Below are 26,292 nucleotides of genomic sequence, written 5' to 3'. Positions count from 1 at the left end.
TGCGTTTATATTTGCAACTATATAGTTGCATTTTTAACTTAACTCTTAGTAAGATGACTGAACACAAAACACAAACAGCGACAAAAGCGGAACTCTACAACAGCATGTTCCGCTTTCAGGAAGGAATCTATCAAAACGCCCTTCTTGGCATGACTGAAGAGCAGGCCCTGCGCAGACCTTCCGACAAATCGAACCACATCAACTGGCTCATGGGCCACATTCTTCACTGCCGTTTTATGCTGGCCAATATGCTGGGCGTAAAAGCCGAGAATCCTTTTGGAAATCGTTACTGGAGTGCAATCGATGAGCAGGAATACCCCCCTTTAGAGAAGGTAACAGGTTTGCTTCCTGCTATCACGGCCACCCTCACGAAAAAGCTTGCCTCCCTCTCAGACGAGGAATTAGATGCCAAGCCTGCCGGAGACAAGCCCTCAGTGTCTGACATTGTATCCTTCTTTGTGTACCATGAGGCTTACCACCTCGGCCAGATTGGCTACGCCCGCAAAATAATCGGTTTGGAACCCCTTCAATCAAGCTAATAGACATATGAAAAAGATCATGACAATCGCTCTTATAACCATAGGTACCCTGATAGCTCTTCTGCTCAGCTTCATGGCCTACAACCGCATCATGCCCATCTCGCTAGGCATGCATAAACCTGTTTTTCAAGTGAACAATGTGGCCCTTGGCGGCTATGATGTAACTACCTATTTCAAAGGTGCGCTGGAAAAAGGCGAACACACCTACAGCACCGAAGCGCATGAGGTAACCTGGTATTTTTCTTCACAAGCCAATTTGAATGAGTTCATGGGCAATCCTGAGAAGTACATTCCCCAGTTTGGTGGTTATTGCACAAAGGCAGTCAGCACCGGGTTTGCAGCCCCTGCTGATCCCACTGTCTACACCCTTTACAATGACCAGCTTTATATCTTCTCCGATGCAGTGGTAAAACAAGCATTTCTGGAGAATCCAGCCGGCATTATCTCCGCTTGCGACAGTCAGTGGAATTAACATTTAAAAAAAAAGAAATGAAAAAAGGAATTCTAATTGCAACGATGGTCTTAGTAGCAGCCTGGTGCCAGGCCCAGCACTTTAATGCCAGCATGGCAAGTGTCATGAAGAGCATGAAGGCCTATACATTGGAAATGGTGGAGTTGATGCCGGAAAGTAGCTTCGGCTACAGACCGGTCGACTCGGTTCGATCGTTCAGCGAACAAGTGCAACACATGATAAGCACCAACCACTTTTTGCTCAATCATTATCTCATCGACAAGCAAAAAGGATCGAGGCAGGAAGCCGGAGCAAATGCAGCTAAATATGCTGAAAAATCGAGCAAAACAGCACTTTTAGCCGTACTGGGAGAGCAATTTGACCAAACTATTGCTTTCTTCGAAAAAGCAGATGTGTTATTGTATGATCAGACGTTCACATTTGGCCCGGTGGACAAACCTATTGTAAAGGACTACTTTACCACGAGTATGCTTATAAGGGATCATTTCACTCATCACAGGTCGCAACTGATCGTGTACCTGCGGCTAAACGACATTGAACCAGCCCAGTTCAGGCCCTTCTAAATGAGTCCATGATTGTTTGAAAGTTTGCTGGTTGTCGGTTGAGCCTCTTTCACGCTGGCGTCGAAGCCTGGCCTAGCCGACTTTTAAACAATCATTTTTTTGCCTTTAGGTATCTGTCCAATGCTGTTATCTTATCGTCCCAGAACTTGTCGTAGACTGCCATCCAATTTTTAATTTCCTTCAAAGGTGTCGGATTGGCCTCACAAAAACGCTCTCTACCCTGTTCTGAAGTCTTGATAAGCCCAGCTTCTTCCAACAACTTTATGTGCTTGGTAACACCCTGCCTGCTGATGTCGAACTGTTCAGAGATTTGGGTAAGCGACATGGCGGCACTCGCAACCATGAGCACATGGAATATCTCCCGTCTGGTGGGGTCGGCTACTGCCTTAAATACTTTGTTTATCCTGTCTTTTGACATCTACTTTTCTGAGAGATATTTATCCAGGTTGGTGACACAGGTATTCCAACCACCCCTGAAGTTCTCGAACATAAAAATAGCCGTTTCTCCCGGATACTTGCTAATCCCATAGTGCTCCAGAGTCAGTAGTGTACCTTGTGAATTCTCTTCCAGCGTCCAGCTAACAGTCGTTTCAACGTCAGTGCCGCTAACTAGCCATGTATATACAAGCTCATACACAGGATTGGCTTTGAGCACTTCGCCAGTAATGATAGTTTGCTCATGAGTGAAGGTATATTGATACCCTACTTCAGGCCGAAACTTTGCTTTGATAAACCACGCTGAAATTTCATCTGCCAGGGAAATCGCCTTCCATATTTCGTCAATCGGGTGAGCGAATTGGTGTGTTTTTATAATTCTGTCGTTCATGAGGGTTTAGTTACGCAACTAATTGGTTGCAATGTAAGAAGGAATATTTGAAAATGCACGAGTATACCCAGGCATTGCGACGAAAAATTACCTGCTTTTGCATCTGCGATATGGAGGAGCACCGAAGGTGAATGAGGCAAGCGGGGTTCATGTCTAAATCAAAACTCATGTTTGGGCTTAAAATATCAGGTTTCGGAAAGTAAACGACTGCTTTGAAGAAACTTATCGGCCACACATTGAGTGGTTTTGACTAATTTGAGCAGTGTATAAAATAGGCTTAAAAGAGGCCTAAGTTCATATTAGTATCACTAAGTTTTTGAACCTGACTTCTATGGTAAAGGTGAATTGGATGATCCTCCTCTTGTTTCTCCTGGCTTGTGGCAAGTCGAACAGAGACAAAGTTGAAATTTCTTCACTTCCCGATTCGGAACCAATTGCTTTCATAAGCAACAGGGATGGCAATACGGAAATTTATACAATAGAATCCGACGGCAGTAGTCTCCTCAACCTGACAAATAACGAAGCTACCGACTATGCGGCACAATGGTCGCCCGGTGGCCAGTCGATTCTTTTTTATTCCAACCGTGAGGGTAACAATGAAATCTATGCCATGCATGCAGACGGAAGCAATGTACGCTGACTGACAAATCACCCTGCCAGTGACGTGCTTCCCTCGCTCTCCCCTGACGGAAAATCGATAGTATTTATGAGTGACCGGGACTCTCTGAGCCGAAATGTCTATCTGATGAACAGTGACGGATCCAACGTACGTCCACTGACGCACAACGACGCCTACGAAGAAAGCCCAAGTTGGTCGCCTGATGGAAAAAGCATTTTGTTTACCCGTCAGTTACGAGGCGAAAACGACACAACTCACTCAGCGAACGGCGAAATTTTCATCATGAACAGTGATGGAAGTGATGTGCGAAGGCTGACCAACAAAGAGGAATACGATTCAGGCGCAAAATTCTCGCCGGATGGAACAAGTATCGCATTCTATGGTCAGTCTGAGGGCGTTTGGGATCTTTACACAATGAATGCAGATGGCAGCAACCTGACAAATATTACACAGGATAGCATCGAATGCTATTCCCCCGACTGGTCGGCGAGCGGAGACTGGCTGGTCTACACTGCAGGATCGGAGAACAATTACAATATTTGGATAATAAACGTAGAAAGTAAAGAACGCCGACAGCTAACGGACACCCCAGGCAGGGAGGTAGGGCCATCCTGGAGAAAGCCGAAAAGTTGACCAAACTTTTGCCAAAGGCTAATCATCTTTCAACTTGTTGTGGCATATTGTGCCGCCAATATCCCATGGAAAAAAAGCCAGACGAAAATAAGGTTGGAATGAGCAGCAAGCCCTTTGAAGACTTCAAGGGGGAAAGCAGGCCCGGCGGGGTTGCTCTCGACAAGTACCTGTCAGCGGAGCAGTCGGGCACCGGGGAAGCTGGCAGATCCAAAACCATCGTCGTCCTGGGTTCACACCGGTACTACAACCTCTTCAGCGCCCAGCTTGTGCGGGGTGGTCTCACCCAAAACCGGGAGCTGAAAAATCCGCTCACTGTGCTCAATCCTCTCGACAGCATGTGGCAATCGCAAAATCCAGAGGTGCTCAGGTTTTATGCCGCCATTGCCCGTTTTCAGGCATTTTATGAGCCCACCCTCACTGACCTTGAAGCCATCAGAGCCATTGTAAGCAATCCGGTCCACTACTCCTTTTATCAGCACGATGCCACCGTTTCTGAAAAGGTAAGCGCCAAATCCGTCTCGAAAATCACTTTGAGGGAAGCAGACGTCCGGATACTGATCAGGATTTCGATGGAAAATGATGTCTACCACGTAAGAGCCGAGGTGTATATCGAAGGAGCCTTCACTCCGGCTGCCAGGGTGGCTGTTAGGTTCGATAGGTTCGTCACTATTGACGAGCAATGGTTGATGGCAGAAAAAACTGACGCCTTAAAAGTGCTGTCGTACTTCAGGAAATACCAAGACGGTCTGCGCCTGCCTCATGCGGCGTTTGTTCGGTTTCAAAAGGATGTGCTGTCGCAAATGGAAAACCATGTTGAGGTAGTGCACGAATACATGGAAACAGCCAGGGCAACGAAGGAAGATGAGGGCCAGTCCACCCGGCTGATCTACCTGTCCGACTTCGGCGACTATATCGTGATTGATCCGGTAGTGAGGTACGGAAAAACGGAGATTCCGGTGCTTACCACCAAACAAATCTACATCGAAGATATAAAGGGAGAGCCCGCAATGCTGGAGCGGGACACTGAAATGGAAGAGGCGTTTCTTTCCCGCCTTATCCGACAGCATCCGCATTTTAAAGAGCAGGTAAACAATCCCCTACTCTATTTTTACCTACACAAAACCAGGTTTGTACAAGACGGCTGGTTTCTGAAGGCCTATGAAGAATGGAAAGCGGAAAGTTGGGAAGTGCTTGGTTTCAGCCAGCTAAAAGGGATCGACGTCAACCCCGAACCAGTCAACATTTCAATACAGGTCAGCAGCGGGCTCAATTGGTTCAATGCCCGGATAGAAGCGAAGTTTGGCAGAAAGAAAGCCTCGCTCAAACAAATACACAAGGCTGTAAAGAACAAGAACCGATACGTAACGCTGGACGACGGCAAACTGGGGGTGATGCCTGAAGAATGGCTGCAAAAGTTCGAAAGCTATTTTGCGGCAGGCACCATTGTCGACGACGTGGTGCAGGTGCCGAAGATCAATTTTGAGTCCGTCAACCAACTTTTTGAGCGATTTATGCTCGACGAAGAAACGCAGCAGGAAGTTAGCGGCTACCGGCAGAAGCTCTCAAGCATTGGCAAGATTACACCCGCTAAGCCTTCAACTGCTCTCAAAGCAACCCTGCGACCTTATCAGCTTCAGGGCCTCACCTGGCTCAATATCCTGGACGATTTCAACTTTGGCGGCTGCCTGGCCGACGACATGGGGCTGGGGAAAACCATCCAGATCATTGCTTTCATCCTGGCTTTGAAAGAAAAGCATGGCTCCTCCACCCACATTTTGGTGGCGCCCACTTCCGTGATTCATAACTGGCACAATGAAATCGAGCGCTTTGCCCCTACCCTGAAGGCCGTGTCGTTCCATGGCCCGCACCGATTGCGGACAATTCCCAGGTTCAAAGAATATGATCTCGTCATTACCACCTACCACACACTGGTTAATGACATTTCTTACTTGAGAAAGCACCCCTTTCATTATGCTTTCCTTGATGAGTCACACAATATCAAGAACCTTGCTTCGCAACGCAACAAGGCCGCCCGCATGCTGAAGGCCAAAAACAGGGTCATTCTTACCGGCACGCCACTCGAAAATCATAGCTTCGATTTGTACGCTCAATTGTCGTTTGCCTGCCCGGGGCTGCTGGGCTCCCGCACCTACTTTCGAAACACCTACGCTATGGCCATCGACAAGTTCCAGCACAAACACAGCATACTGGACTTACAGCGACGCATCAGCCCTTTCATCTTAAGAAGAACCAAGAAAGAAGTGGCCTCCGAACTGCCGGAAAAAACAGAAATGGTGCTTTACTGCGACATGGAAGCAGAGCAGAGAAAGGTCTACGATGCCCATGAAAAAGAACTCCGGGATCTGATTGAGTCAACCGAGAACGAGCAGTTGTTAAAAAAGCCCATGTACGCTCTTAGAGGTATCACGCAACTGCGTCAAATTTGCGATTCACCGCTTTTGCTCGGGGAAGAAAAACAGGCTGGCGATGGCTCAGCCAAAATCGACACCTTGATGGAACAGCTCCGCAACATCACCGGCGACCATAAGGTGCTGGTGTTCTCACAGTTTGTTTCGATGCTGAAACTGATCGAGAAAGAACTTGCCAAAGAGCACATTGGCTACACCATGCTCACGGGCAGCACGAACAACCGGGAGGAAGTGGTCAGCCAGTTTCAGAACGACGTACATACAAGGGTATTTCTGATCAGCCTGAAAGCAGGTGGCACGGGTCTCAACCTCACCGAAGCAGATTATGTGTTTCTGGTCGACCCATGGTGGAACCCGGCAGTCGAAAACCAGGCGATTGACCGCAGCTACCGCATTGGGCAGGACAAACGGGTAATTGCGATTCGGCTGATTTGCAGAAATACCGTGGAAGAGAAAATTCAGCAGTTGCAACAAACCAAAGCAAAGTTGGCAGGTGACCTTGTGAAGGAAGGCAATGGTTTCCTTATGTCCCTCACTAAGAGTGACTTGATTCAGCTAGTAAGCCCCTAGCGTTTTGCGGATTTGCAAATAATGGCGAGCCAGATAAACTGCCTGCTCGATTATCCTATCCTCACTGCCCCACCACCAAATATCACAATCCAATACTACTCAATCAAAACCCTGAAGGACTTCGACAAGCTTTGCGAGAAAACTTTCAATATGTAGACTCCTGGGATTGCCGCACTAATGTCAAGACTCAGTCCATTCAAAGCACTAATTTGCTGGTCATTTTTGTTCAACACTGTGTTTCCAAGTTGATCATATAGAATAACATTTACCAGGTCATCAAAGTCTGCGCTTGGAACAATATTCAAATACTCAGTGGCTGGGTTAGGATACAAAGTGAAAGCAAGCTCTTTACTTACAGAGTTTACCATAACAATTTCACTTAGCGTCGATTTTCCATCAAAATCAACCTGCTTCAATTGATAGTAGCTCTTTCCCGTATTTTGCGAGCGGTCTGTGGCTGAATAATTCCTTCGTGAAGTAGAATTACCTGCTCCGTTCACCTTGTTTATGGTGAAAAACTCTTCACCATTCCTCGACTTTAATATTTCAAAATAATCATTGTTGGTTTCGGATGCCGTTTCCCACTTTATCGACACTGCGGCACCAACCTGGTCTGCGGTAAAACTCATTAGCTCGATTGGTAAAGGGCTACTATCCCCAGACATCGCCCATGGGGAAAACTGGGTTACTCCAGGCACTGTCACCGACGTAGCTCCGGCAGTCTGCCCTGGAAGCGGTTGGTCCCAGTTGGCACCGTTCCACCGCTGCGCCCTCAATGAGCCAATAGATCCAACTTCAGCAGCACTGGCGTTGAACGTGACATCAACATTGGGACTTGACTCACCCAATAGGTCAATCAGAAAAAATCTATCAACCGTGCTCACGCTATTATCAACGCCAGCATTGTCTTTAACGTGAGCTACGCCCGGAGGCAATGGTAAATTGCCTGTTGATGTAGTGTAGGTAGCTATGGATACCGTTCCGGCATTTCCGCTATTCAGATCGAAAACAAAGGGAATGTAGTCGCCCGCCGAAGTTCCGAACGGGAAAGTGAACTGAGAAAGGTCTGCGCCAATTGCCCAGGAAAGGACACTGCCAAACGAAGTACTTTCGCTTAAAATATATCCGCTTGATCTGGCGATAGCAGTTGGCGAGGAATTCGTAACTGATAAGGCATTCCCGTTTAGGTCAAGTGCTCCACCTGTCAATATCAACGTGCCGCTCACAGTTCCTCCCAGGTTCACTAGAACCTTATTTCCTGTTTTATTCACTTCCAGGTCATCAAAAGCTGTCACAGTTGTTCCCCCTAACGCCGACAAGCCCGTTCCACTAAATACTACAGCCTGATCAATAAGGCTCAAAGTTGCAGCATTGTTCGTGAAGTCACCGCTCACCGAAAAATCAGAAACAATGTCCATTACTGTGCCGCTGCTAAAAACCAGATTGTGAAAATTATTGATCCCATTCCCATTTATCCCGTCGGTACCATCTGAACTATTGAATGTGATGGTGGATGTTTCACCATTGAATGTTCCATTGTTGGTCCAGCGACCAGCCAGTGTGTGGCTAAATGCGCCGCCATTTAGCTGAGAACCTGCACCAATCAGCAAATCCTGAGAAATGCTCCATGCAGTAGAAGGAGTGACTCCAGCAGCGTTGGTATTCGATATAATGACGGAGGTGAATGCCGGATTGCTCTCCGAAAGAGTGAGAACGCCTGCTCCTCCAAATTCCACTTCTTTGTCCGAGGTAAACCCTGTCCCAAGGGTAACCGTTCCAGTAGTGGAAGGTTTGAAAGCAAGTCTGCCGCTGCTAATGACCGTACCAGCATTGATGAAATTTCTATAGAAGGTATGTGTCAGTGGACCGCCGTCCCACGTAGCTCCAGGGGCTATATTCATGGCCACAAATACCGACCAGGGCTGCGACGCCACAATTGGCGCCGTATTGTTAATATTTACCGTGGCGAACTGCGGCGCTGATGTAGAATTCAAAGTCGGTGAAACGGTTCCGTTAAAGTTGACCACTCCCGTTGATGCCGATGAAATCGCATTTAGCAGACGAATATTCTGTATCTGATTTCCAGCAAAAGTAACGGTTCCGCTTGAGCTCACGGCACCCGAATTGGTAAAATCACCTTCAGAAATAACAGTTATTGCTCCTGCATCAAAATCTCCCGATGACGTCACCGATAGATCACCAGTGAATGTGGCGCTTCCACTCGTCAGCGTATAGGCGCCATTTACTACCATGTCATTGTAGATGATATCTCCATCAATGTTTCCCGTTCCATCCAGTATCAAAGCACCACCATTGGCATTGAAAGTCCCATTCATCTCATAGTCGCCTTCCAATGTAAGGGTGGTTCCGGGTGCAGTCAGGGTGCTTCCTGAGTTTACTGTAAGCTTTCCTCTGACCGTGGTTGGTCCGACCATAATTTTTGGATTGGAACCCCCATTGGACAAAATCAGATTTCCATAGGCAATCGGTGGTATAATTCGAGATGAAGCCGTGTAGAACTCTATTGTGCTGGTTGGGTCAGCGATTAACGTCCCAAAGTTGTTGATTTGAATTCCGCTGCCTCCAAAACGAGCGACAGCTCCAGCGCCAAGACTGGCACTTCCGCCTAATGTGCTTCTGCTGACGTCGTAAGTTGATACCTCTACGATGCCTGCCTGTATATCAATATTGCCATTAATAACAAGATCTCCTAAAACGCTAAGCGTTCCTGCTGGTTTATTAACTGTAAGATTGTTAAAAGTGGTTGGATCCGTCGTTTGAGCACCTGTTCCATCAAATACAATAGTGCCACCACCTTGCTGGAAAACCCCATCCTGAACCCAATTGCCGCTCACATTGATGGTGTTCGTAGTCGGAATACTCAATATTGTCCCACTGCCAATATTGATGTTTCCCGCCACCGACAAAGTGGTCTGAACATCGAGTTGTCCACCGTTCGAGAGGGTAAGGTTATTACTTACCGTGACCGGAGAATTCATAGTGGTAGTGCCGACTACTTTATCAATGTTGAGATCATAATAAGTAACACCTCCCACCGACTGAGTCCCGACACCATTGTAAAATATAGTAGAGACATTAGGTGTGAAAGCTCCATTTACATAATTGAAATCTCCACTTATGTTGAGGCTGCCAGCATCAGTAAAGGTGATACTGGCACCTCCAGCCTGTGTGAGCGAGCCATTGACATTGATAGTACCTGTGCTCGCTGTTAAGTCTATTCTCCTATTAGTTGTTCCATTACTGAGCAGAATATCGCTAAACGTGGTTAAAGTCCTTGAGCCCACATTTATTGTGTGTACGGCGTCCGCCGACCAAGATCCATCTATATTTCCCTGAACGGTCAGCGAGCCACCACCAGAAAGCGTAAGGGTGGTAGGTGTTGTAGAATTGAAGTAAACTTTTTTCACCTGCTCCAGTGTAGCAATGGTAGGCTGATTTGTAAAAGCCAGGTCACCAAAATATACAACATCTGAAATTCCAGGTATGCCAATAGCTGGAGTCCAGTTATTAATATCTGACCACAAAGTGCTAGCTGAACCATCCCAGCTATACTTTATCAGCCCTTCGGATATTGTCCACTTGTACGGCAATACCGTTACACCTGATTTCTCCACCCAATTATCTGAAACATCATTACCTGTTTTGCTCCGGTCCGTCCATGACCCTGTACCTCCATCTTCCCATATTGTCATAGCGCTTTCAACATTCCCGTTTATTTCAGCTTGTTCATAATGGAATCGCACTGTGGCCGAATATACCGTGCCTCCTATCATAGAAATGTCGTATGTTCTATTAATGCTAGCTGCTCCGGGAAATGTGAGGTTGGGGCTCGCAGCCACCACCATTGTAATAGAAGTGATAGGCACAATTGTAATGGATGAAAAGTTGATGAAACTGTTTGGCCCTTCAAATTCATAATTAACAGACGTAGCATAAGCATGCGTTCTTGTGATGCGTCCGGTGATGAGGCCGTTGCCGGTTCTTGTAGTTGTAATAGTCACAGTGTTAGCACCTGTTAGCATTCCGCCAGAGGTCATGGCCAGTGTTGCTACGCTTACGCTGCTTGCAAGCGTCACTTTATTAGATGAGCCCTTATTGATGGTAAGGTTATTAAACGTGGTTGCCCCGGTGATGCTGGCATCGTTAGATCCCGTCAATTGAATCGTGGAGGTGCCCATTGTAAATGTGCCACTATTTACCCAGTTTCCAGCCAGAGAATGAGTGTAAGAACCGGCGGAAAATATCGTGGAAGAGCCTATAGTTAAGTTGCCATTAATGGTTAAAGCGCTTGGCGGAATCTTTGTACCAGTTCCGGAAAAAGTGAGGTTGTTGTATGTCGTAAAAACGATCGATTGAGCGCCAGCTCCATTATAACTCACTGTATTGGGCGTGTTTGCAGTTGGGTTAAAGATTCCCCCGGCGTCCAATGTGACAGCCCCGGCTATCCCGAGCGTTGAGCCAGAGCCCATAGTAAGTGTAGCCGCACTGGTTAACCGGACATTGAAAAGATTCGCCACGCCGGACAACGTGGAAGTCCCATTGAGCGTCACCTGGCCTGCGGTGGCTGTAAATGAGCCTGATACATTTATATTCGACGACAACGAAAGATCCCTCGCCGTAGTAAGTGAACCAGTTATACCTGTTGCCGCCAACTGAATAGCTCCTGTGCCAGAGATGGATTTGCCAGCACCGGAAAACGTAGTGGTTCCTGAAGTGGCCGTGTAAGTGCCATTGGCTACCAGATTGCCGTCAATAGTCAATGAACTCGTTGTGGAAATACTTGCTCCGGCATTAATGTTCAGATTATTGAAAACAATGCTGGATCCGGAGATCGTTTTAGAAGCACCCGTCATAGTGAAACTTCCTGTTCCGCCGGCAACATGCCTGAAAGACCCGCCTACACTGGTCGAAAAGTTGCCACAAGCAGAAAAGCTTGTGTTTTGGTTCAAGGTAGTACCACTTCCGCCAATGACCAGGTTTCCAAAGTCATTCGTGCCTGACCCACTTAAAACAGCTCCGGCCTTGGTGAAGGTAAATGTACCGCCGCAGCCACTATAAGCTCCATCATTGGTCCAGTCGCCGCTTGACGTATGAGCAAATGTTGACCCATTGAAGGTGCTATTAGAACCCAAAGAAATATCGCCTCGCACTGTGATGATGTTTAAAGCTGTAAATGCTAGCGTTCCCGCTGACACCGACGTAGTCAAATTGCCTGCGATCGTCAGTGCATTTGCGGGCATTGTCTTTGTAACGGTGCCAGAAACACTGCTGAAAATAAGGTTACCATATGCTTCGGCGGCTACACTTTGATTGCCTCCATAGTATTCGACCGTGCTTGTGGTGGCAATGCTGTGTGAAGAATAATTGGCTGGAAAAGTCTTCGTCCCTCCAATTTTGAGTGCCGAGCCTGCAGATATTACAATGCTACCGCCTGAGTTACTTCTATTCGCAGTGAAATCTCCCAAATCGAGGGTTCCACCTGTGATCAACAAATCTGCCAGTACTGTAGTATTGGCGACTAGCGACTTGGTCATGCTTCCGCTGATCCGAAGTATTCTGTAGCTTATGTTATCGCTTATCGATTGGTTAACGCTGGTTGAAGCATAGTTGATCACGGACGTGCTGGTGCCAGCATCAATGTCAATAGTGGCGGCATAATTGGTGGTGATGACAGCAGCCATTACTTTCAATTCTCCACCGGATTTTATGTCAATTTTCCCGGTTCCGGTAACTTTGAAGGCTGGAGTGGGATCAAAAGTCCCACTAAGATCCATGAAATTAGAAATATTAAGGTTTTGAGCGAGAGTTACTGAGCTTCCGTCATTAACGTAAAGTCTTTCAAAGTCGGTCACTGTGGAACCACCAATCGTCTGGGCTGCTCCGGTAAAATAAACTCTCCGATTTGATCCACTTGCATTGTATGCCCCTGAATTAATCCAATCACCCTCAAGTGTTAACCTTCCTCCGCTGTCATCAACGGCCCCATTGGCCCCAATAATTAACGTGCCGTATATGTCAAGTCCGTCCAGAATTGTAAATGTGCTGGCTTTAGTGCCATTGCCGACGGTCAGAGATTTGCACTCTCCCTTGCCTCTTCCCCTTTCAAGGGTAGGTTGAAATGACCCCGTAAAATTGGCATCTCCGATAACAACGTGAGTATTGGCATCGGGCTGCCCATTTGTCCAGTTAGCATCAGTTCGCCAGTTGTCATTGTTTGTGCCCTTCCAAGAAGTAGTCTGCGCCAGGCTGAACAGCGAAAAGGAGAACAAAATGACCAGCAATAAGAAAATCGATAGCTTAAAATTTTTCATAAAAAGACAGTCTGAGAGTAACAACCTAACACACTCATTTACAAGCCCTTATTTTCCAGTTTGTGTGTGTTTATAATAACACAGCAAACCTAACGACATCACTCAGGTGTGGGCGAGTTGTATGGGTAACAATAGTACACGGATGACTTTAGCTTAATTTTCACTTTAGAATATGGCGGCAATTCATATATGAATTGAATTGGTAGCGCCCATGGGCATTTATGCGCTGTTCAAAATGTTCCTATCTATTGCTCCTGTCTTCTACTTTATCTGGAAATAGTTATTCATTCAGTAGATATCTTACATCACTTCGATCGCACCTGCAACGTTTGCGGAAGATCAGATAGTAGCGTAACACCCAAAGTGGATGGTCATTTTCCTATTTTGTTTTCAGTCCGGATAATAAATCAATTTTGCAATTGAGTGGGGCAGCGAGCAGCGAGGAAGTTTCTTATGATCAACCTGGTTCATTTTAAATGGCACGAAGTTCCCGGCAAAAAAAAGGGGGTTGGCTGCATTCACCTTGGAGCTCTGGGGAATTCTGGCTTGACTTGGAAAAAAAAGATGAAACTAAAATTGCTGTTCACTGTCTGTTTCGCTGCCGGATTCCAGCTGCATGCCCAGGAATACCACTACTTGCCAAGTTCCAATCATCCGTTCGGGCTACCGAACCCCAACGCTCCAAAGGAAATCCGGGACTACCAGGAATTGATTGGCTCCTGCGATTGCAAATCTGTCAGCCGGATCGATCAAAACACCTGGGCCGACACTGTGCAGATGATCTGGACGTTCAAATATATCATGAACGGCATGGCCGTGCAGGACGAAACCATTAAAGCCGATGGGCTTCATTCCGGCAGCATCAGGCAGTACAGCACCGACAGTGCCAGATGGAACGTTCATTACTACTCCACCGTAGCCACTCCCTCATTGCGTGCCTGGTACGGTAATAGAAAAGGAGATAAAATCATTTTGTATAGTGAGCAACCATCGCCCGAGGGCAATCCTGGGTTTTACAGGCTTACGTTTTCAGACATTTCTGACAGCGGCTACAACTGGGTAGGCGAATGGGTGGACAAAGGAGAAACATTCGCATACCCTACGTGGAAGATCTTTTGTAAGAAGAAAAAAGTGTAGATTTCCGTTGGGAAAACTACGCTTAGCATGTTTAAAAGCACCTATTTCTATAAAGGCATTGTCCTAACTTTCATATTAGCTCTACACTCCATTTTGGCAGAAGCTCAAACGGCGATGGGAGCCGAACCAGCCAGGGCAACCAAGCCACTCACCGACTGGCTGCTGGACAATTCAGCTTTTAAAGCAGATGTATATCAAGGGCAGTCGCCGAAAGAAATTGCTATTTCCAACGGCCTCATCCGACGTACCTTCCGCCTTGCCCCCAACGCAGCTACGGTAGGTCTCGACAACCTGATAACAGGCGAAAGTCTTCTGCGAGGTGTAAAACCCGAAGCTGAAATCACCATCGACGGCATTACCTACGCAGTGGGTGGCCTAAAGGGTCAGCCAAATTATGCTTACCTGCGCAAAGAATGGATTGACCAGCTGACCAACGATCAAGCCTCGCTGCAATTTACCGGCTACGAAGTAAGCGAGCCCAAGGCACCTTTCGAGTGGAAGCAGGTCAGGCATCATACGGCAAACCTCGATTGGCCTCCAAAAGGCGTGCATCTCCGCATGGACTACCGCATGCCCTTAGCTGAGGAGCTGGTTCAATCGGGAAAGTCGCTACCCAGCGACTTTGGTAGAAAGCAATTGACGATAACGGATTTCAAAGCCTTGGATGCAGCTTGGAAGGCAACTGCTTCGAAAGCCCACCCCCGCAGCTTATTTGTCAACGAGGGAAAGGTAGGCGAAATCTACACACCACGGAACACCAGCGTCTTTGTAGAACGTAGCCTGACAGCAGATGTGCATTTGGTGGAGGCTACAATTGACCCCGGAACAGACCAAAGTGGTGACTGGGCTCCTGGTCTGGCCGTGGTTTATCCGAATCGTATCATCAAATTTTCCTTAACCCCTGGCGGTCACATCAACGATCAGGGAAGATCACTGTTTTCAATATGGGATGGTGAAAAAGAAATAAAGTGGGCTGGAGAAAGAGTCAATCCGGAATTTAACGGAGCGGTCAGCTTGCGGATCAGATGGGATGAGTCTGGTGTCTACTGTGAAGCCAAACTGCCCAACGAAACCTGGCAACTGGTAGAAAGGCTGGCACCACAAAAAACAACGCCAGCGAGCGTAAGAGTCGGAAAAATGGATGCCAAAGGCCAGAACACAGACAGCAAAGAGGATTTGGGAGAACTGGTGAGGCTGCATGTCACCCACTTTGCTGCTTATGGCGACTACAACCAAGCGGCCACTGACGCTGCCGCAAAAGAAGCCAACCGGGCTGTCAAAGTATCGGTGCACTACGAATTGTATGACGGCATTCCCGTCATGGCAAAATGGATCACCATCGACAACCAATCCAAATCCGAAGTTACACTGGATCGGTTTACCAGCGAAATCATTGCTGCTGTGGAGGATGGCTCAGCGGTCGAAGCACGGAAATACCTTCCACACACTCCTAATATTCACGTAGAAACAGACATGGCATTCGCCAGCTTCGATGCCGACGATGCCAACCACCATGTGGTGCATTGGGGGCCAGACCCGGAGTACAACACGCAGGTCAACTACCTCAAGCTGACGCCCTGTCTGTTGAAGGTGAGTCCGGAAGTCGGGCCAGGTCAGTTGATCGCACCAGGCAAGAGCTTCACTTCTTTCCGCACCTTCGTTATGCTGTTCGATAGCTACGACAGAGAGCGAAAAGGCCTCGCCCAACGAAAGATGTACCGCACATTGGCACCGTGGACAACCGAAAACCCGCTGATGATGCACGCACGCTTTGCCGACTGGGAACGGGTGAAAGTAGCTATTGACCAGGCCGCTGAGGTTGGGTTTGAAATGGTCATCCTAACCTTCGGCAGTGGCTTCGATATTGAAAACAACAGCCCGGACTACCTGGCCGAGATGAAAAAGTATGCCGACTATGCCAAAAGCAAAGGCGTGGAAATTGGCGGCTATTCTCTGCTCGCTTCCAGAAAAATCGGCAACGGGCAAGATGTGGTGATGCCTGAGGGAATGACACCGACCTTCGGCAACTCCCCCTGCATTGGCAGCGAGTGGGGTGAAGAATACTTCCAAAAGCTCTATAACTTCTACCAGCAAACCGGGTTCACCTTGCTGGAGCACGACGGCTCCTACCCTGGCGATGTTTGCACGTCTCACGATCATCCTGGCCATCGTGGCTACGAAGACTCGCAATGGAACCAGTATCAGGTGATCTCTAAGTTCTACCAATGGTGCCGCAGCCAGGGTATTTACCTCAATGTGCCGGACTACTACTATCTCGCCGGGTCTAACAAATCGGGCATGGGCTATAGGGAAGTCAACTGGAGCCTTCCCCGTGCTCAGCAGCTCGTCCACACCCGACAAAACATTTACGACGGCTCGTGGGTCAAGCAGTCGTCGATGGGCTGGATGTTTGTGCCGCTGACAGAGTACCATGGCGGTGGAGCCGCTGCCACCATCGAACCACTGAATGAACACCTGGATCATTACGAGGGCATGATCACCAGCAACCTTGGCGGTGGCGTACAAGCCTGCTACCGTGGCCCCAGACTCTATGACACCGAAGAAACCAAAACTATGGTAAAAGGCTGGGTAGACTGGTACAAAGCGCATCGCAGTGTGCTGGAAGGAGACATTATTCACCTGCGGCGGCCCGACGGGCGGGATATCGATTACTGGCTGAATGTTGATCCTATGGGTGAGGAGAAAGGCCTGCTGTCGGTTTACAATCCATTGGACGTGCCCGTCAAGAAAGAGATTTATGTGCCTTTGTATTATACAGGCTTGTCACAAAAGGCGGTTGTCAGCGATAGGGATGGAGTGGCCAAGACTTATGATCTTGACCGGGAGTATGGTATCAGGTTGCAAGTGGAAGTGCCGGCGAATGGGTTTGGGTGGTATCTCGTTAAGTAGGTCAAGCAACCATCAAATCTACTCTTGAAATTCAATCAAAATCTTGTGGGTTGTTTAGGCATGGAAAAAGTGCAAATCAAGCCTTGACAAATAAGTCTAGCTCTCTGTAGTGTATTGGTTTGTAGAGAATCGGAATTTCAGTCATTCCTTTGAAGTCTAATCTTTCTTTAACCTTTTGGTCGGCTGTTAACACAATTATTTTCTTCAATAATTCGGGGCTCAATAGCCTTAGCCTCTCTATCACTTCTACTCCGTTCAATAAGCTCGTGTTTTTCAAATCTATGTCTACAAAAATGTAGTCATAATTCGAAGCGTCATTATTTACAAAAAACTTCTGAGAAGTCGGAAAATAAGAAATCTTTAATGCCTTATTAAAAAGAACCAAATTAGCATAATCAAAAGCGCCTTCCACACTCTCTTTCTCATCTTCGATCACTGCTACATTTATCATTGGTCTGCTTAATAAATTTTAGGAAACTTAAGTTCAAATGAAATTTTTCGATCTTGGATACCAATATCGTAGGACAATTCCATCGAACTCAACAAATATCTCAAGTCTTTCCAGCCCCTTGAATTCAACTTTCTATTAGAAATCTCAGCTAAATTCTTGGCTGTCAAATTATCTATAAAATGAATTAGGGTTTGGTGGTTTTGAGGCGCATAATCGTTAACGAAAGATAATTTAACAAAGTTACCATCATCTTCCAAAGAAGCGGAGGAATAGTTAAACTTGTATTTGGACATGTTCGAAATCCAGTTTGTAAAGAGAAAATCGAGGCCATCTTCATTAAGAAAGACCTTATAGTTTTTGATCTCCTCATGTGATACCTGTACACTCAAATTTCCGCCATTAAAATAGTGAAACCAGCCCGCTCTTAGAATTTCTATGAGTTTCGAGCAGCCAACTTCGCTGCCATATTCTCTATTGAATGGCCCACTTACACCGTTCTGGAAATTACTTGCCTTGTCGATGCTTAATTTAAAGAAATATCCAATTTTAGCTCTCTCTTGTTCGAAAATTACTTTCTTCTCGGCGGTTGGGGATACCAAATAGTCACCTAGTATCTCCATAAAGTTCCGCAGTGGGCCAAGTTTGTTTTTAATGAAATGCATCGCCATTTGAGCCTCCTCAACAAACTCCACTTTGTTCTTAACACTTTCCAAATAATCCCTTTTCACCATTGCCAATTCATACTTTAGGTCCAAAAGCTTTGTGAATTTCATGAAAATAATTTCCAGAATTGTTTCATACAAAGACGACAAATACAACCCACTGTACTCTACAACAAAAAGGTATTTTTGGCTTGTGGCTTCAATCAGAAATAGAATATTTTCTCCTACTATTTCTCCATTGAAAGACATTTTTCCATTCCTACAAACATTACTATCTTGGAGTTGAATCATCAGATCATCAAAACTATTTACCGTAAAAGACACCAAAAAAGAGCTACCACACTCAAACAGGAGTCCTCTATCATTATCAACTCGGAAACACGACAATCTTGAAACACTAAAAGATAGAAGCCTGCTTTTATTCAAGGTTTTTAAAATTTCCCGAATAGAGTTATCCGTGTTTTCAAAAGAGTTTGAGCTGATATAAAATTTATCAATAAGAGAAGAGAGATTAAAAATAAGGTTAACAATCCGATACCGAAGGTTTTCGAAGATGATGATCAAACCAATTATCACGATAACCAAAGTGAAATTTAACACTTCATGTAAAAGGTTGGAGCTTTCAACGGTTCGATATAACTCGAAAAGAATAGTTAGAAAAGACAAAAGCACAACCTTAAATGGGGAAGCTCTTCGTCCGCTGAAATTTGGATTGTTAATAACCGGTAAAATAATTAACACAAAGACAATAACATTAGAAACGTCTTTATCAAGCACTACGATAAAAATGAACACAAAATCCAAAAACAGCCTCAAATAAGCCAAGACTTCATTTTTCTTTAGTGACATGGTCTCTATTACCGCCTCCCGTAGAAAAGCATAAGCTAAAAGGTAGGCTATTGTGACTAGCGCATACACCCAAAGAGGGAAGGAGTTGTGGGTACTATCTATGATAACATGCCACGATAGCAGCACAAGGACGACTCGATAAATAACCGAAAATAGCTTTCTCAGTCTATTGTTAACATTGAAATTCATTTCAATTTGATAACTTTAGAAATCTCTTGGAAGATGTAATTGACTACTACTATTGCTATTAGCCCTTTGATAAAAATTAAACATAATATACCAAAATCGTTAGCAGTAGAAATAACGATATACCCGTCTATTTCCATGACATATGCCAAAACCCTTACCGAATGACTTAAAAAGCCAAGTTCAGATTTCCCATCATAATCAATATAAAATAAGACGAATAAAGGATTCTTAAGAGGGTATAAAATAGCTGCCAGGGTGCAAACGAATAAGAATATTGTTGATAGCAGCCCAAGAAGACTGCCATACGAAAGACTGAGCAAAAATTGCACACCGGTAGTTATACTTAGATTATTTAAATAATACCGACGCTCTAACTTGCTTTGAAACTTTAAAAGCCTATCGGCTTCAGATTCAAACCCACTTAATTTTAGATTTCTTATTGCGTAGTTTGTTAGTGATTTAGCCTCTTTGTAGTCGATCACCAATAGTATCCCCTCCAGTTTGTTTAAGTTTATTACATCATATCCATACTCGTAGTCAGTTTGATCGTATGTATATAACCCTATAAATTGCTTTACATCAAGATAAATGTTCCTTTCGAAAGCAACCAACTCTTTATTCTCTAATTTCACTAGAATCAAGTTGTATAAAATCGATGCCTTTGAATGGAGGGAACATTCGGACTTGAGAACATCATATGACCTAAGAAGAATTTTCTCTATTTCCTCTTCCAATTTTTCTATAATTCAAAATTTAAACTGTTACGGCTACCAAATTAAATTTAATCGATCAATATCATGCAATTTGGTAGTGATTAAATTTACCAACACCTCCGCCACTCCATTTCCATTCCTGTTACAGGAAATTACTGCTTGAGTCAAAAAACAGATAGACTAATAGAATTCTCCTTCAACTTTCCCCACTTTATCCCTCCATATTTTCTGACATTCATTACCTTTGAAACCGTAATCATTTTTAAGACCAAACATCCATGGCAGAGAAGAAATCAGTTGCTGAATTGAAAGGTATAGCGTCGCAAGTGCGTCGTGACATTGTTCGTATGGTACACTCATGTCAGTCAGGCCACCCGGGTGGCTCGCTTGGCTGCACCGACTTCTTTGTAGCCCTCTACTTCCATGAGATGAACCACGATCCGAAATTCAACATGGATGCGAAAGGCGAAGACCTGTTCTTTCTTTCAAATGGTCATATTTCACCCGTTTTCTACAGCGTGCTTGCGCACAGCGGTTATTTCCCTGTGAAGGAGTTAGCCACTTTCCGTAAAATCAACTCTCGTCTTCAAGGGCACCCTGCCACACACGAGCACCTGCCAGGTATCAGAATTGCTTCGGGCTCACTGGGTCAGGGCCTTTCGGTAGCTATTGGTGCGGCTGAAGCAAAGAGGCTCAATAAAGACGATAGCTTTGTGTATGTGCTCATGGGTGATGGCGAGCAGCAGGAAGGCCAGGTATGGGAAGCAGCCATGTATGCCCCCAACCACAAGCTGGATCACCTGATCGCCACCATCGACTGGAACGGTCAGCAGATCGACGGCCCCACTGCCAAAATCAACGACTTGCGTGACCTCCGTGCCAAGTATGAGGCATTCGGCTGGGAAGTAATAGAGTCCAACGGCAACGACATGGAGGGCATTTTAGCTGCGCTCAAGAAAGCCAAAAGCCTGGCTGGCAAAGGCAAGCCCATCATGAACCTGATGAAAACAGAAATGGGTGCGGGTGTCGACTTTATGATGGGCAGCCACAAATGGCATGGTGTTGCTCCCAACGACGAGCAGCTGGCAGAGGCTCTGGGGCAGCTCGAAGAGACCTTAGGGGATTACTAAACCCAAATCATTTTGAAAAACTTACTCAGGAAAGCTACCGTTGTTGCGGGACTGCTCAGTCTTTTCAGCTTTCCTGTGCTGGCGCAGACATACAAACAAAAGCCGCCGGAAAAAACACGGATCCTGTTTTTGCTTGACGCCTCAGGCAGTATGCTGGCCAAGCTGGGAAGTGTGCGGCGAATTGATGTAGCCACAAAGCTGCTGTCGGATCTTGTTGACTCATTGAGCGTCAACCCCAATGTGGAGCTGGCACTGAGAGTCTACGGTCACCAGTATGCCCGGGCTTACAACAACTGTACGGACACCAAGCTGGAAGTGGGTTTTTCAGCAAAGAACCATCGTGACATCCGTGCGAAGCTCTATCAACTTACACCGCAGGGCAACACGCCCATTGCCTATTCGCTGGAGCAAACCGCCAACGACTTCCCCAAAGTTGACGGTTATAGAAATGTCGTCATTATTATCACCGATGGAATTGAGAGCTGCGATGGTGATCCCTGCGCTGTGTCCAAGGCGCTACAGTCGAAGAATATCTTCCTGAAGCCCTTCGTTATTGGCCTGGGCCTGGGGTTGGAATATGAGAAGAACTTTGAATGCCTGGGCAAGTACTTCGATGCTACCGACGTGCCCAAGTTCAAAAAGTCGCTCAACGAAGTGCTGAGGCAAACCCTGATGGAAACCACGGCCAGTGTGGAGCTACTCAATGAAAACAATGCCCCAATTGTCACGGATGTGAACGTCAGCTTTATTAATACAGTCACACGGCAGTCCGTTTACGACTTTGTGCACTACAGGGACAAACTGGGTCGCCCCGACTCTGTAATCCTCGATGCGGTGCTCACTTATGACGTGGTGGCCAATACAGTACCCCCTGTGGTAAAAAGAAATGTGGCACTTGTAGGTGGCATCCACAATATAATCGACATCCCTACCCCACAGGGCAATTTAGTTTTTCAAATGCCCGGTGCCTCAGAGTACGGCAATCCGGTGCAGGCATCGGTACGCCTGCCAGGACAAACACAGAGTCTCAATATCCAAAAACTGACTGAGCCCTTCCTGTACCTCGCAGGTACCTACGACATCGAAGTACAAACCTTCCCCCGCACATTTATAAGGGGCTATACTATAAAACCTTCTCAGGACAATTCCATTACTCTTCCGGGGCCGGGAGTTCTCAACCTGACTATGGGCGTGCGGGGCATTGGGAGTCTCTACAAAATCAACCCCGATGGGTCGCAGGAGTGGGTTTCTAACTTTCCCGGAAATATCACCTCATTTGTTAGCGCTATTCAGCCCGGAGAGTATAAATTTGTGTTTCGTGCACAAAGCGCAAACGGCAGTAAGTTTACAGAAATAAAGAAATTCAGCATAAGAACTGGTTCCACAGAAACCATCAAACTATACGGTAGATGACGAAATTTGAAATACTCGGAAAAAACGACACCCGCTCCGGCTTCGGAGTAGGCTTGCTAGAGGCTGGCCAGCAAAATCCCAATGTTGTTGCCCTTTGCGCCGACCTTATCGGCTCATTAAAAATGGATGCCTTTATTAAGGAGTTTCCAGAACGATTTTTTCAGGTAGGCATTGCCGAAGCCAACATGATGGGCATTGCTGCTGGCCTTACCATCGGAGGCAAGATTCCCTTCACCGGTACTTTCGCCAACTTTTCTACAGGAAGGGTCTATGATCAGATTCGTCAGTCAATTGCCTATTCAGGGAAAAACGTGAAGATATGCGCCTCGCATGCAGGCGTAACCCTCGGAGAAGACGGCGCTACGCACCAGATCCTCGAAGATATTGGTATGATGAAGATGCTGCCAGGCATGACGGTCATCAATCCTTGTGACTACAACCAAACCAGGCAGGCTACCGTAGCTATTGCCAAATATGAAGGGCCTGTATACCTCCGCTTTGGAAGACCGAAAGTCCCAATCTTTATTAAAGAGGACATGCCCTTCGTAATTGGGAAGGCGCTGAAGCTGGTTGAAGGAAACGACGTCAGTATTTTTGCCACTGGTCACCTTGTTTGGGAGGCTGTTCTGGCAGAAGAAATACTAAGAGATAAGGGTATTAGTGCCGAAATCATTAACATTCACACCATTAAACCACTGGATGAGAAAGCAATCCTTGACTCGGTGGCCAAAACCGGTTGCGCAGTGTCAGCCGAAGAGCACCAAATGAATGGTGGCCTCGGAGACAGCATTGCTCAAACCCTTGCAACACATAACCCGCTACCACAGGAATATGTTGCTGTGAAAGATAGCTTTGGTGAAAGCGGTGTACCGGAACAATTGATGGAAAAATACGGTTTAAATGCGGCCCATATAGTGGAAGCAGCGCTGAAAGCGATAGACCGAAAGCGTAAGAAATAGAGGGTAAAATCAACTTTTTTGAATTTTCCGTTCACTATTTGAAACAAAAGAGGGCTCCAATTGGAGCCCTTTTCGTTTCATGACCAACTTAACCTTACATCCGCAGCCTTCACGTAAACCGGATTTAAGGCAAGCTTTTCCTTCCACATTGACTTTTTCTTTCAAGTCCACTTAATTTCTTACGTGAGAAACATGCCATGTGAGAGCAAAGACCAAAGTCATCCGACACAAGTAAGGAGGGTTCCCTAAAGCCAACTTTTAGGGCCATTGAGCGACATACCTTTGAGACATCAAATCTCTCAGATATATGGATCGTTTTTTTACATCGCTTGCAATTCTTCTTCTCACGGTCAGCATGACAGTCGCTCAACAAATACAATGGGCGTCAACTGTTGACTACCAGTACAACCAGTTTGCCGAAGCAGAATACTCCGGTCACACTGCTACTGGAGAGCCTGATGCATTTCCTCTGGGCTTTTTAAGTCCAAAAGCATTCAGATTAAAGAACGAAAGGGCTTTCGGCTCATTGATGCTTGAGTTCGACAAGCCACAGGCGGTTCAGCAGCTATTAATATTAGAAAGCCACATGCCAGGTAGAGTAACCAAGATTGCTCTTTTGGACGAGGTTGGTAACAAGTACCCTATTTATAATAAAGAGGCAGCTGAGGTTGACGAAAGATTCCGCACCCTGCTTATCAGCATACCAGTAACCTACTATGCTGTAAAAAGAGTTGAGATAGTGGTGGACACAGAGTCGAGAGAAGGATGGGCACAAATAGACGCTGTAGGTATATCTAACACAGCCTCGGTATCAGACATCAAAAAATCATTACAAGAAAAATACGGCAGGCTTAATTTCAAAGACGAGATTTTTTTCACTGCTGCGAAAGAAAACCTTGGCGGCACTGTTAACTCGCTTTTTCCTGAAGCCAAACCAATCATCTCTGCCGATGGAAAGACGCTCTACTTCGCCAGACAAAACAGCGATGGAAATGTTGGCGGCCAGTCGGACGATCAGGATATTTATGTGTCGTACTTTGAAAACGGAGCCTGGACAGAAGCCGAAAATATTGGCGAGCCTTTGAACGACAGGTTTGCAAATGGTGTATGTAGTGTTAGCCCAGATGGTAACACCCTCCTGCTTATGAATTCCTACAGCCAGGCGGGTGCTACCGAGCGGGGCGTGTCCATCTCAAGAAAAACGCCCTACGGCTGGGAAGCACCAGAGCCGGTAGTTATAAACAACTTCGAGCCCAAAGGAAAATATCTAGACTTTTTTATGAGCGCCAGTGAAGAGGCATTGATCATGGCATACCAGGCAAAAGACGGTGGACACGGTGATCAGGATCTCTATGTAAGCATTAAGCAGGGCAATAACACCTATGCCAAGCCAAGAAATCTTGGAAAAATCCTCAATACCAACAAAGCAGAATTCAGCCCCTTCCTTGCACCTGACAACAAGACATTGTACTTCGCCAGCAACGGGCATGGCGGCATGGGCGGCAGCGACATCTTCTACACAAAAAGACTGGACGATAGCTGGACCAAATGGAGCACTCCGGTCAACATGGGGTCTAACATCAACACACCGGAATGGGATGCCTACTACTCCATCTCAGCCGATGGCAGCAAGGCGTTTTTCACGTCGAGAGACGAGAGTAGCGTAGGAGCTAGAGACATCTACTCGATTTCATTGGAAAACGAGCTGAAGCCTGAGCCAGTGATGTTAGTAAGAGGCAAAGTCTTCAACAGCAAAACCAACGAGCCCATTATGGCCGACATAGTCTTCGAAACCTACTTTGATGGTACAAAAGAAGGCATGGCCAGCCCTGACAGCAAGACCATGGAATACAAAGCTATTCTGAGCCGTGGTAACAAATACAGAATTCTGGCCTACGCAGAGGGCTATATGCCGCTCGACATTGGTATTGACGTGCAGTCGTTCGACACTTATTCTGAACTCAACAAGGATATTTACCTGGATCCAATAGCGCTTGGCGACCTGATCACATTCAACAATATATTATTCAACAAATCCACACCGGAACTGTTACCTGAGTCGGGCACAGACCTTGCCATGCTGGAAACACTGCTGAGAGAGAACCCAAATATGGTGATTGAATTGGCAGGGCATACAGACAGCTGGGGTGATCTAAGTAAAAACTTCAAATTGTCGCAGGAGCGTGTAGACGTAGTGAAAAACTACCTGACTATGAGAGGCATTGACGCAAGAAGATTGCAGGCAAAAGGCTACGGAGGCAGTCAGCCGGTAGCCAGCAACGCCACCGAAGAATCGAGACAGCTTAACCGAAGAGTGGAAGTTAAAGTATTAAAGAATTAAAGAATTAAAGATCCAGTGATGGAAAGAGAGTAGTTTACTAGAAAGGACCCCGGCAGTGCCGGGGTTCTTTTTTTGTGTGCAGTGAGGCAGTTTCGGCACCGCCCTTTGCGGATCAATCTGTATTTGGGGGTTGAATGTTTCGTTTGTGGTTAAATAAAAAAGCAAAACCGGTTCAATGCGTCTCGCCCGGCCGGGCCTCTCCAGTCGGATAGGCTTGGACCTTTTGCTTTTTTACGACTACTCTGGATTTTGGGCTTAAAGGGTAATTCCCAGATTTTCCGCTTGCCCCCCCTTTGCAGTCTGACACAGTTGGATTACCCTTTTGAAAACGCTCTTACCAAAGGCTTGGTGCCAACAACCCGGCGGCTGACGGCCCCAACGCAATAGCCATCTGGCCGTACCGACGCCTGGAAACAGCAGATGCCCGATCTTCAGCAGTGTCGGCACCGCACATAGCGGCCAGACACAGTTGGACTACCTTTCTGCTAATGCTCCCAACTGATGGGTTTAGCACCAGCAACCCGGCGGCTGACGGCCCCAGCGCTTTATCCCTCC

The 26,292-nt window shown here is 46.4% G+C and carries 19 protein-coding genes; 12 read left to right on the top strand and 7 right to left on the bottom strand.

All coding sequences use genetic code 11. From position 1 onward, the window contains the following. Positions 1 to 53 precede the first annotated feature (53 nt). From RIF36_RS22280 to RIF36_RS22270, 3 genes are read left to right on the top strand one after another with little or no spacing between them, the layout of a single operon-like run. On the top strand, positions 54 to 539 hold the full coding sequence (locus RIF36_RS22280) for a DinB family protein (RefSeq protein WP_350094629.1): 486 nt from the start codon (positions 54 to 56) through the stop codon (positions 537 to 539). 7 nt (positions 540 to 546) lie between these two features. Continuing rightward, on the top strand, positions 547 to 1,011 hold the full coding sequence (locus tag RIF36_RS22275) for a YHS domain-containing (seleno)protein (RefSeq protein WP_350125177.1): 465 nt from the start codon (positions 547 to 549) through the stop codon (positions 1,009 to 1,011). 17 nt (positions 1,012 to 1,028) lie between these two features. After that, the gene (locus RIF36_RS22270; protein ID WP_350125180.1) at positions 1,029 to 1,574 is read left to right on the top strand and encodes a DinB family protein; all 546 of its coding nucleotides are present in this window, start codon (positions 1,029 to 1,031) and stop codon (positions 1,572 to 1,574) included. A 91-nt stretch (positions 1,575 to 1,665) separates the two neighbouring features. Here RIF36_RS22270 and RIF36_RS22265 read toward each other — a convergent pair whose 3' ends face one another. Together RIF36_RS22265 and RIF36_RS22260 are read right to left on the bottom strand one after the other, a co-directional pair. Beyond that, on the bottom strand, positions 1,666 to 1,992 hold the full coding sequence (locus tag RIF36_RS22265; protein WP_350076830.1) for an ArsR/SmtB family transcription factor: 327 nt from the start codon (positions 1,990 to 1,992) through the stop codon (positions 1,666 to 1,668). Beyond that, a complete protein-coding gene (locus RIF36_RS22260) occupies positions 1,993 to 2,400 on the bottom strand; it encodes an SRPBCC family protein (RefSeq protein WP_350094620.1) in 408 nt (135 codons plus the stop codon). Between the two features lie 331 nt (positions 2,401 to 2,731). Between RIF36_RS22260 and RIF36_RS22255 the strand changes: the two genes are divergently transcribed. The 3 genes from RIF36_RS22255 to RIF36_RS22245 all read left to right on the top strand — a co-directional run bounded on the left by RIF36_RS22255 (position 2,732) and on the right by RIF36_RS22245 (position 6,651). Beyond that, entirely contained in the window at positions 2,732 to 3,040 is a 309-nt protein-coding gene (locus RIF36_RS22255) for a TolB family protein (RefSeq protein ID WP_350125183.1), read from the top strand. A gap of 66 nt (positions 3,041 to 3,106) precedes the next feature. Continuing rightward, a complete protein-coding gene (locus RIF36_RS22250) occupies positions 3,107 to 3,652 on the top strand; it encodes a TolB family protein (protein ID WP_350125186.1) in 546 nt (181 codons plus the stop codon). Positions 3,653 to 3,750: 98 nt separating this feature from the next. Beyond that, the gene (locus RIF36_RS22245) at positions 3,751 to 6,651 is read left to right on the top strand and encodes a DEAD/DEAH box helicase (RefSeq protein WP_350125193.1); all 2,901 of its coding nucleotides are present in this window, start codon (positions 3,751 to 3,753) and stop codon (positions 6,649 to 6,651) included. A gap of 95 nt (positions 6,652 to 6,746) precedes the next feature. Here the strand turns inward: RIF36_RS22245 and RIF36_RS22240 are convergent, their stop codons facing one another. Beyond that, the gene (locus tag RIF36_RS22240) at positions 6,747 to 12,983 is read right to left on the bottom strand and encodes a T9SS type A sorting domain-containing protein (protein WP_350125196.1); all 6,237 of its coding nucleotides are present in this window, start codon (positions 12,981 to 12,983) and stop codon (positions 6,747 to 6,749) included. A gap of 564 nt (positions 12,984 to 13,547) precedes the next feature. Between RIF36_RS22240 and RIF36_RS22235 the strand changes: the two genes are divergently transcribed. Further along, a complete protein-coding gene (locus RIF36_RS22235) occupies positions 13,548 to 14,120 on the top strand; it encodes a hypothetical protein (RefSeq protein ID WP_350125199.1) in 573 nt (190 codons plus the stop codon). 27 nt (positions 14,121 to 14,147) lie between these two features. After that, positions 14,148 to 17,030, top strand: coding sequence for a hypothetical protein (locus RIF36_RS22230; protein ID WP_350125202.1), 2,883 nt, complete (start codon positions 14,148 to 14,150; stop codon positions 17,028 to 17,030). Between the two features lie 76 nt (positions 17,031 to 17,106). On the opposite strand, the gene RIF36_RS22225 is transcribed toward RIF36_RS22230, so the two are convergent. The 3 genes from RIF36_RS22225 to RIF36_RS22215 all read right to left on the bottom strand — a co-directional run bounded on the left by RIF36_RS22225 (position 17,107) and on the right by RIF36_RS22215 (position 19,813). Further along, a complete protein-coding gene (locus RIF36_RS22225) occupies positions 17,107 to 17,481 on the bottom strand; it encodes a response regulator (RefSeq protein WP_350125205.1) in 375 nt (124 codons plus the stop codon). Positions 17,482 to 17,489: 8 nt separating this feature from the next. Beyond that, on the bottom strand, positions 17,490 to 18,992 hold the full coding sequence (locus RIF36_RS22220) for a hypothetical protein (RefSeq protein ID WP_350125208.1): 1,503 nt from the start codon (positions 18,990 to 18,992) through the stop codon (positions 17,490 to 17,492). Positions 18,993 to 19,177: 185 nt separating this feature from the next. Then, entirely contained in the window at positions 19,178 to 19,813 is a 636-nt protein-coding gene (locus tag RIF36_RS22215) for a hypothetical protein (protein WP_350125211.1), read from the bottom strand. A 359-nt stretch (positions 19,814 to 20,172) separates the two neighbouring features. On the opposite strand from RIF36_RS22215, the gene RIF36_RS22210 reads away from it, so the two are divergent. The 4 genes from RIF36_RS22210 to RIF36_RS22195 all read left to right on the top strand — a co-directional run bounded on the left by RIF36_RS22210 (position 20,173) and on the right by RIF36_RS22195 (position 25,737). Then, positions 20,173 to 21,024, top strand: a complete 852-nt coding sequence (locus RIF36_RS22210; protein WP_350076815.1) for a transketolase — start codon at positions 20,173 to 20,175, stop codon at positions 21,022 to 21,024. Positions 21,025 to 21,036: 12 nt separating this feature from the next. After that, complete coding sequence (locus tag RIF36_RS22205) at positions 21,037 to 22,437, top strand: vWA domain-containing protein (protein ID WP_350125214.1); 1,401 nt, start codon at positions 21,037 to 21,039, stop codon at positions 22,435 to 22,437. Continuing rightward, complete coding sequence (locus tag RIF36_RS22200; RefSeq protein WP_350076812.1) at positions 22,434 to 23,396, top strand: transketolase family protein; 963 nt, start codon at positions 22,434 to 22,436, stop codon at positions 23,394 to 23,396. The genes RIF36_RS22205 and RIF36_RS22200 overlap by 4 nt, the downstream gene beginning before the upstream one ends. Before the next feature lie 307 nt (positions 23,397 to 23,703). Then, on the top strand, positions 23,704 to 25,737 hold the full coding sequence (locus RIF36_RS22195) for an OmpA family protein (RefSeq protein ID WP_350125217.1): 2,034 nt from the start codon (positions 23,704 to 23,706) through the stop codon (positions 25,735 to 25,737). Between the two features lie 334 nt (positions 25,738 to 26,071). Here RIF36_RS22195 and RIF36_RS22190 read toward each other — a convergent pair. Then, positions 26,072 to 26,292 (bottom strand): hypothetical protein (locus RIF36_RS22190; RefSeq protein ID WP_350149634.1); only part of this gene is annotated, 221 nt, incomplete at its 5' end.

The organism is Imperialibacter sp. (assembly GCF_040222815.1).
In the GTDB taxonomy this organism is placed as follows: domain Bacteria; phylum Bacteroidota; class Bacteroidia; order Cytophagales; family Cyclobacteriaceae; genus Imperialibacter.
Note: the sequence above shows the minus strand (reverse complement) of the source record. Positions and strands in the feature narration are given on the sequence as shown.

Bases quoted from the DNA above. Each gene is read 5' to 3' on its own strand.
- RIF36_RS22280 (WP_350094629.1), top strand. From the start codon at position 54: ATGACTGAACACAAAACACAAACAGCGACAAAAGCGGAACTCTACAAC.
- RIF36_RS22275 (WP_350125177.1), top strand. From the start codon at position 547: ATGAAAAAGATCATGACAATCGCTCTTATAACCATAGGTACCCTGATA.
- RIF36_RS22270 (WP_350125180.1), top strand. From the start codon at position 1,029: ATGAAAAAAGGAATTCTAATTGCAACGATGGTCTTAGTAGCAGCCTGG.
- RIF36_RS22265 (WP_350076830.1), bottom strand. From the start codon at position 1,992: ATGTCAAAAGACAGGATAAACAAAGTATTTAAGGCAGTAGCCGACCCC.
- RIF36_RS22260 (WP_350094620.1), bottom strand. From the start codon at position 2,400: ATGAACGACAGAATTATAAAAACACACCAATTCGCTCACCCGATTGAC.
- RIF36_RS22255 (WP_350125183.1), top strand. From the start codon at position 2,732: ATGGTAAAGGTGAATTGGATGATCCTCCTCTTGTTTCTCCTGGCTTGT.
- RIF36_RS22250 (WP_350125186.1), top strand. From the start codon at position 3,107: ATGAGTGACCGGGACTCTCTGAGCCGAAATGTCTATCTGATGAACAGT.
- RIF36_RS22245 (WP_350125193.1), top strand. From the start codon at position 3,751: ATGAGCAGCAAGCCCTTTGAAGACTTCAAGGGGGAAAGCAGGCCCGGC.
- RIF36_RS22240 (WP_350125196.1), bottom strand. From the start codon at position 12,983: ATGAAAAATTTTAAGCTATCGATTTTCTTATTGCTGGTCATTTTGTTC.
- RIF36_RS22235 (WP_350125199.1), top strand. From the start codon at position 13,548: ATGAAACTAAAATTGCTGTTCACTGTCTGTTTCGCTGCCGGATTCCAG.
- RIF36_RS22230 (WP_350125202.1), top strand. From the start codon at position 14,148: ATGTTTAAAAGCACCTATTTCTATAAAGGCATTGTCCTAACTTTCATA.
- RIF36_RS22225 (WP_350125205.1), bottom strand. From the start codon at position 17,481: ATGATAAATGTAGCAGTGATCGAAGATGAGAAAGAGAGTGTGGAAGGC.
- RIF36_RS22220 (WP_350125208.1), bottom strand. From the start codon at position 18,992: ATGTCACTAAAGAAAAATGAAGTCTTGGCTTATTTGAGGCTGTTTTTG.
- RIF36_RS22210 (WP_350076815.1), top strand. From the start codon at position 20,173: ATGGCAGAGAAGAAATCAGTTGCTGAATTGAAAGGTATAGCGTCGCAA.
- RIF36_RS22200 (WP_350076812.1), top strand. From the start codon at position 22,434: ATGACGAAATTTGAAATACTCGGAAAAAACGACACCCGCTCCGGCTTC.
- RIF36_RS22195 (WP_350125217.1), top strand. From the start codon at position 23,704: ATGGATCGTTTTTTTACATCGCTTGCAATTCTTCTTCTCACGGTCAGC.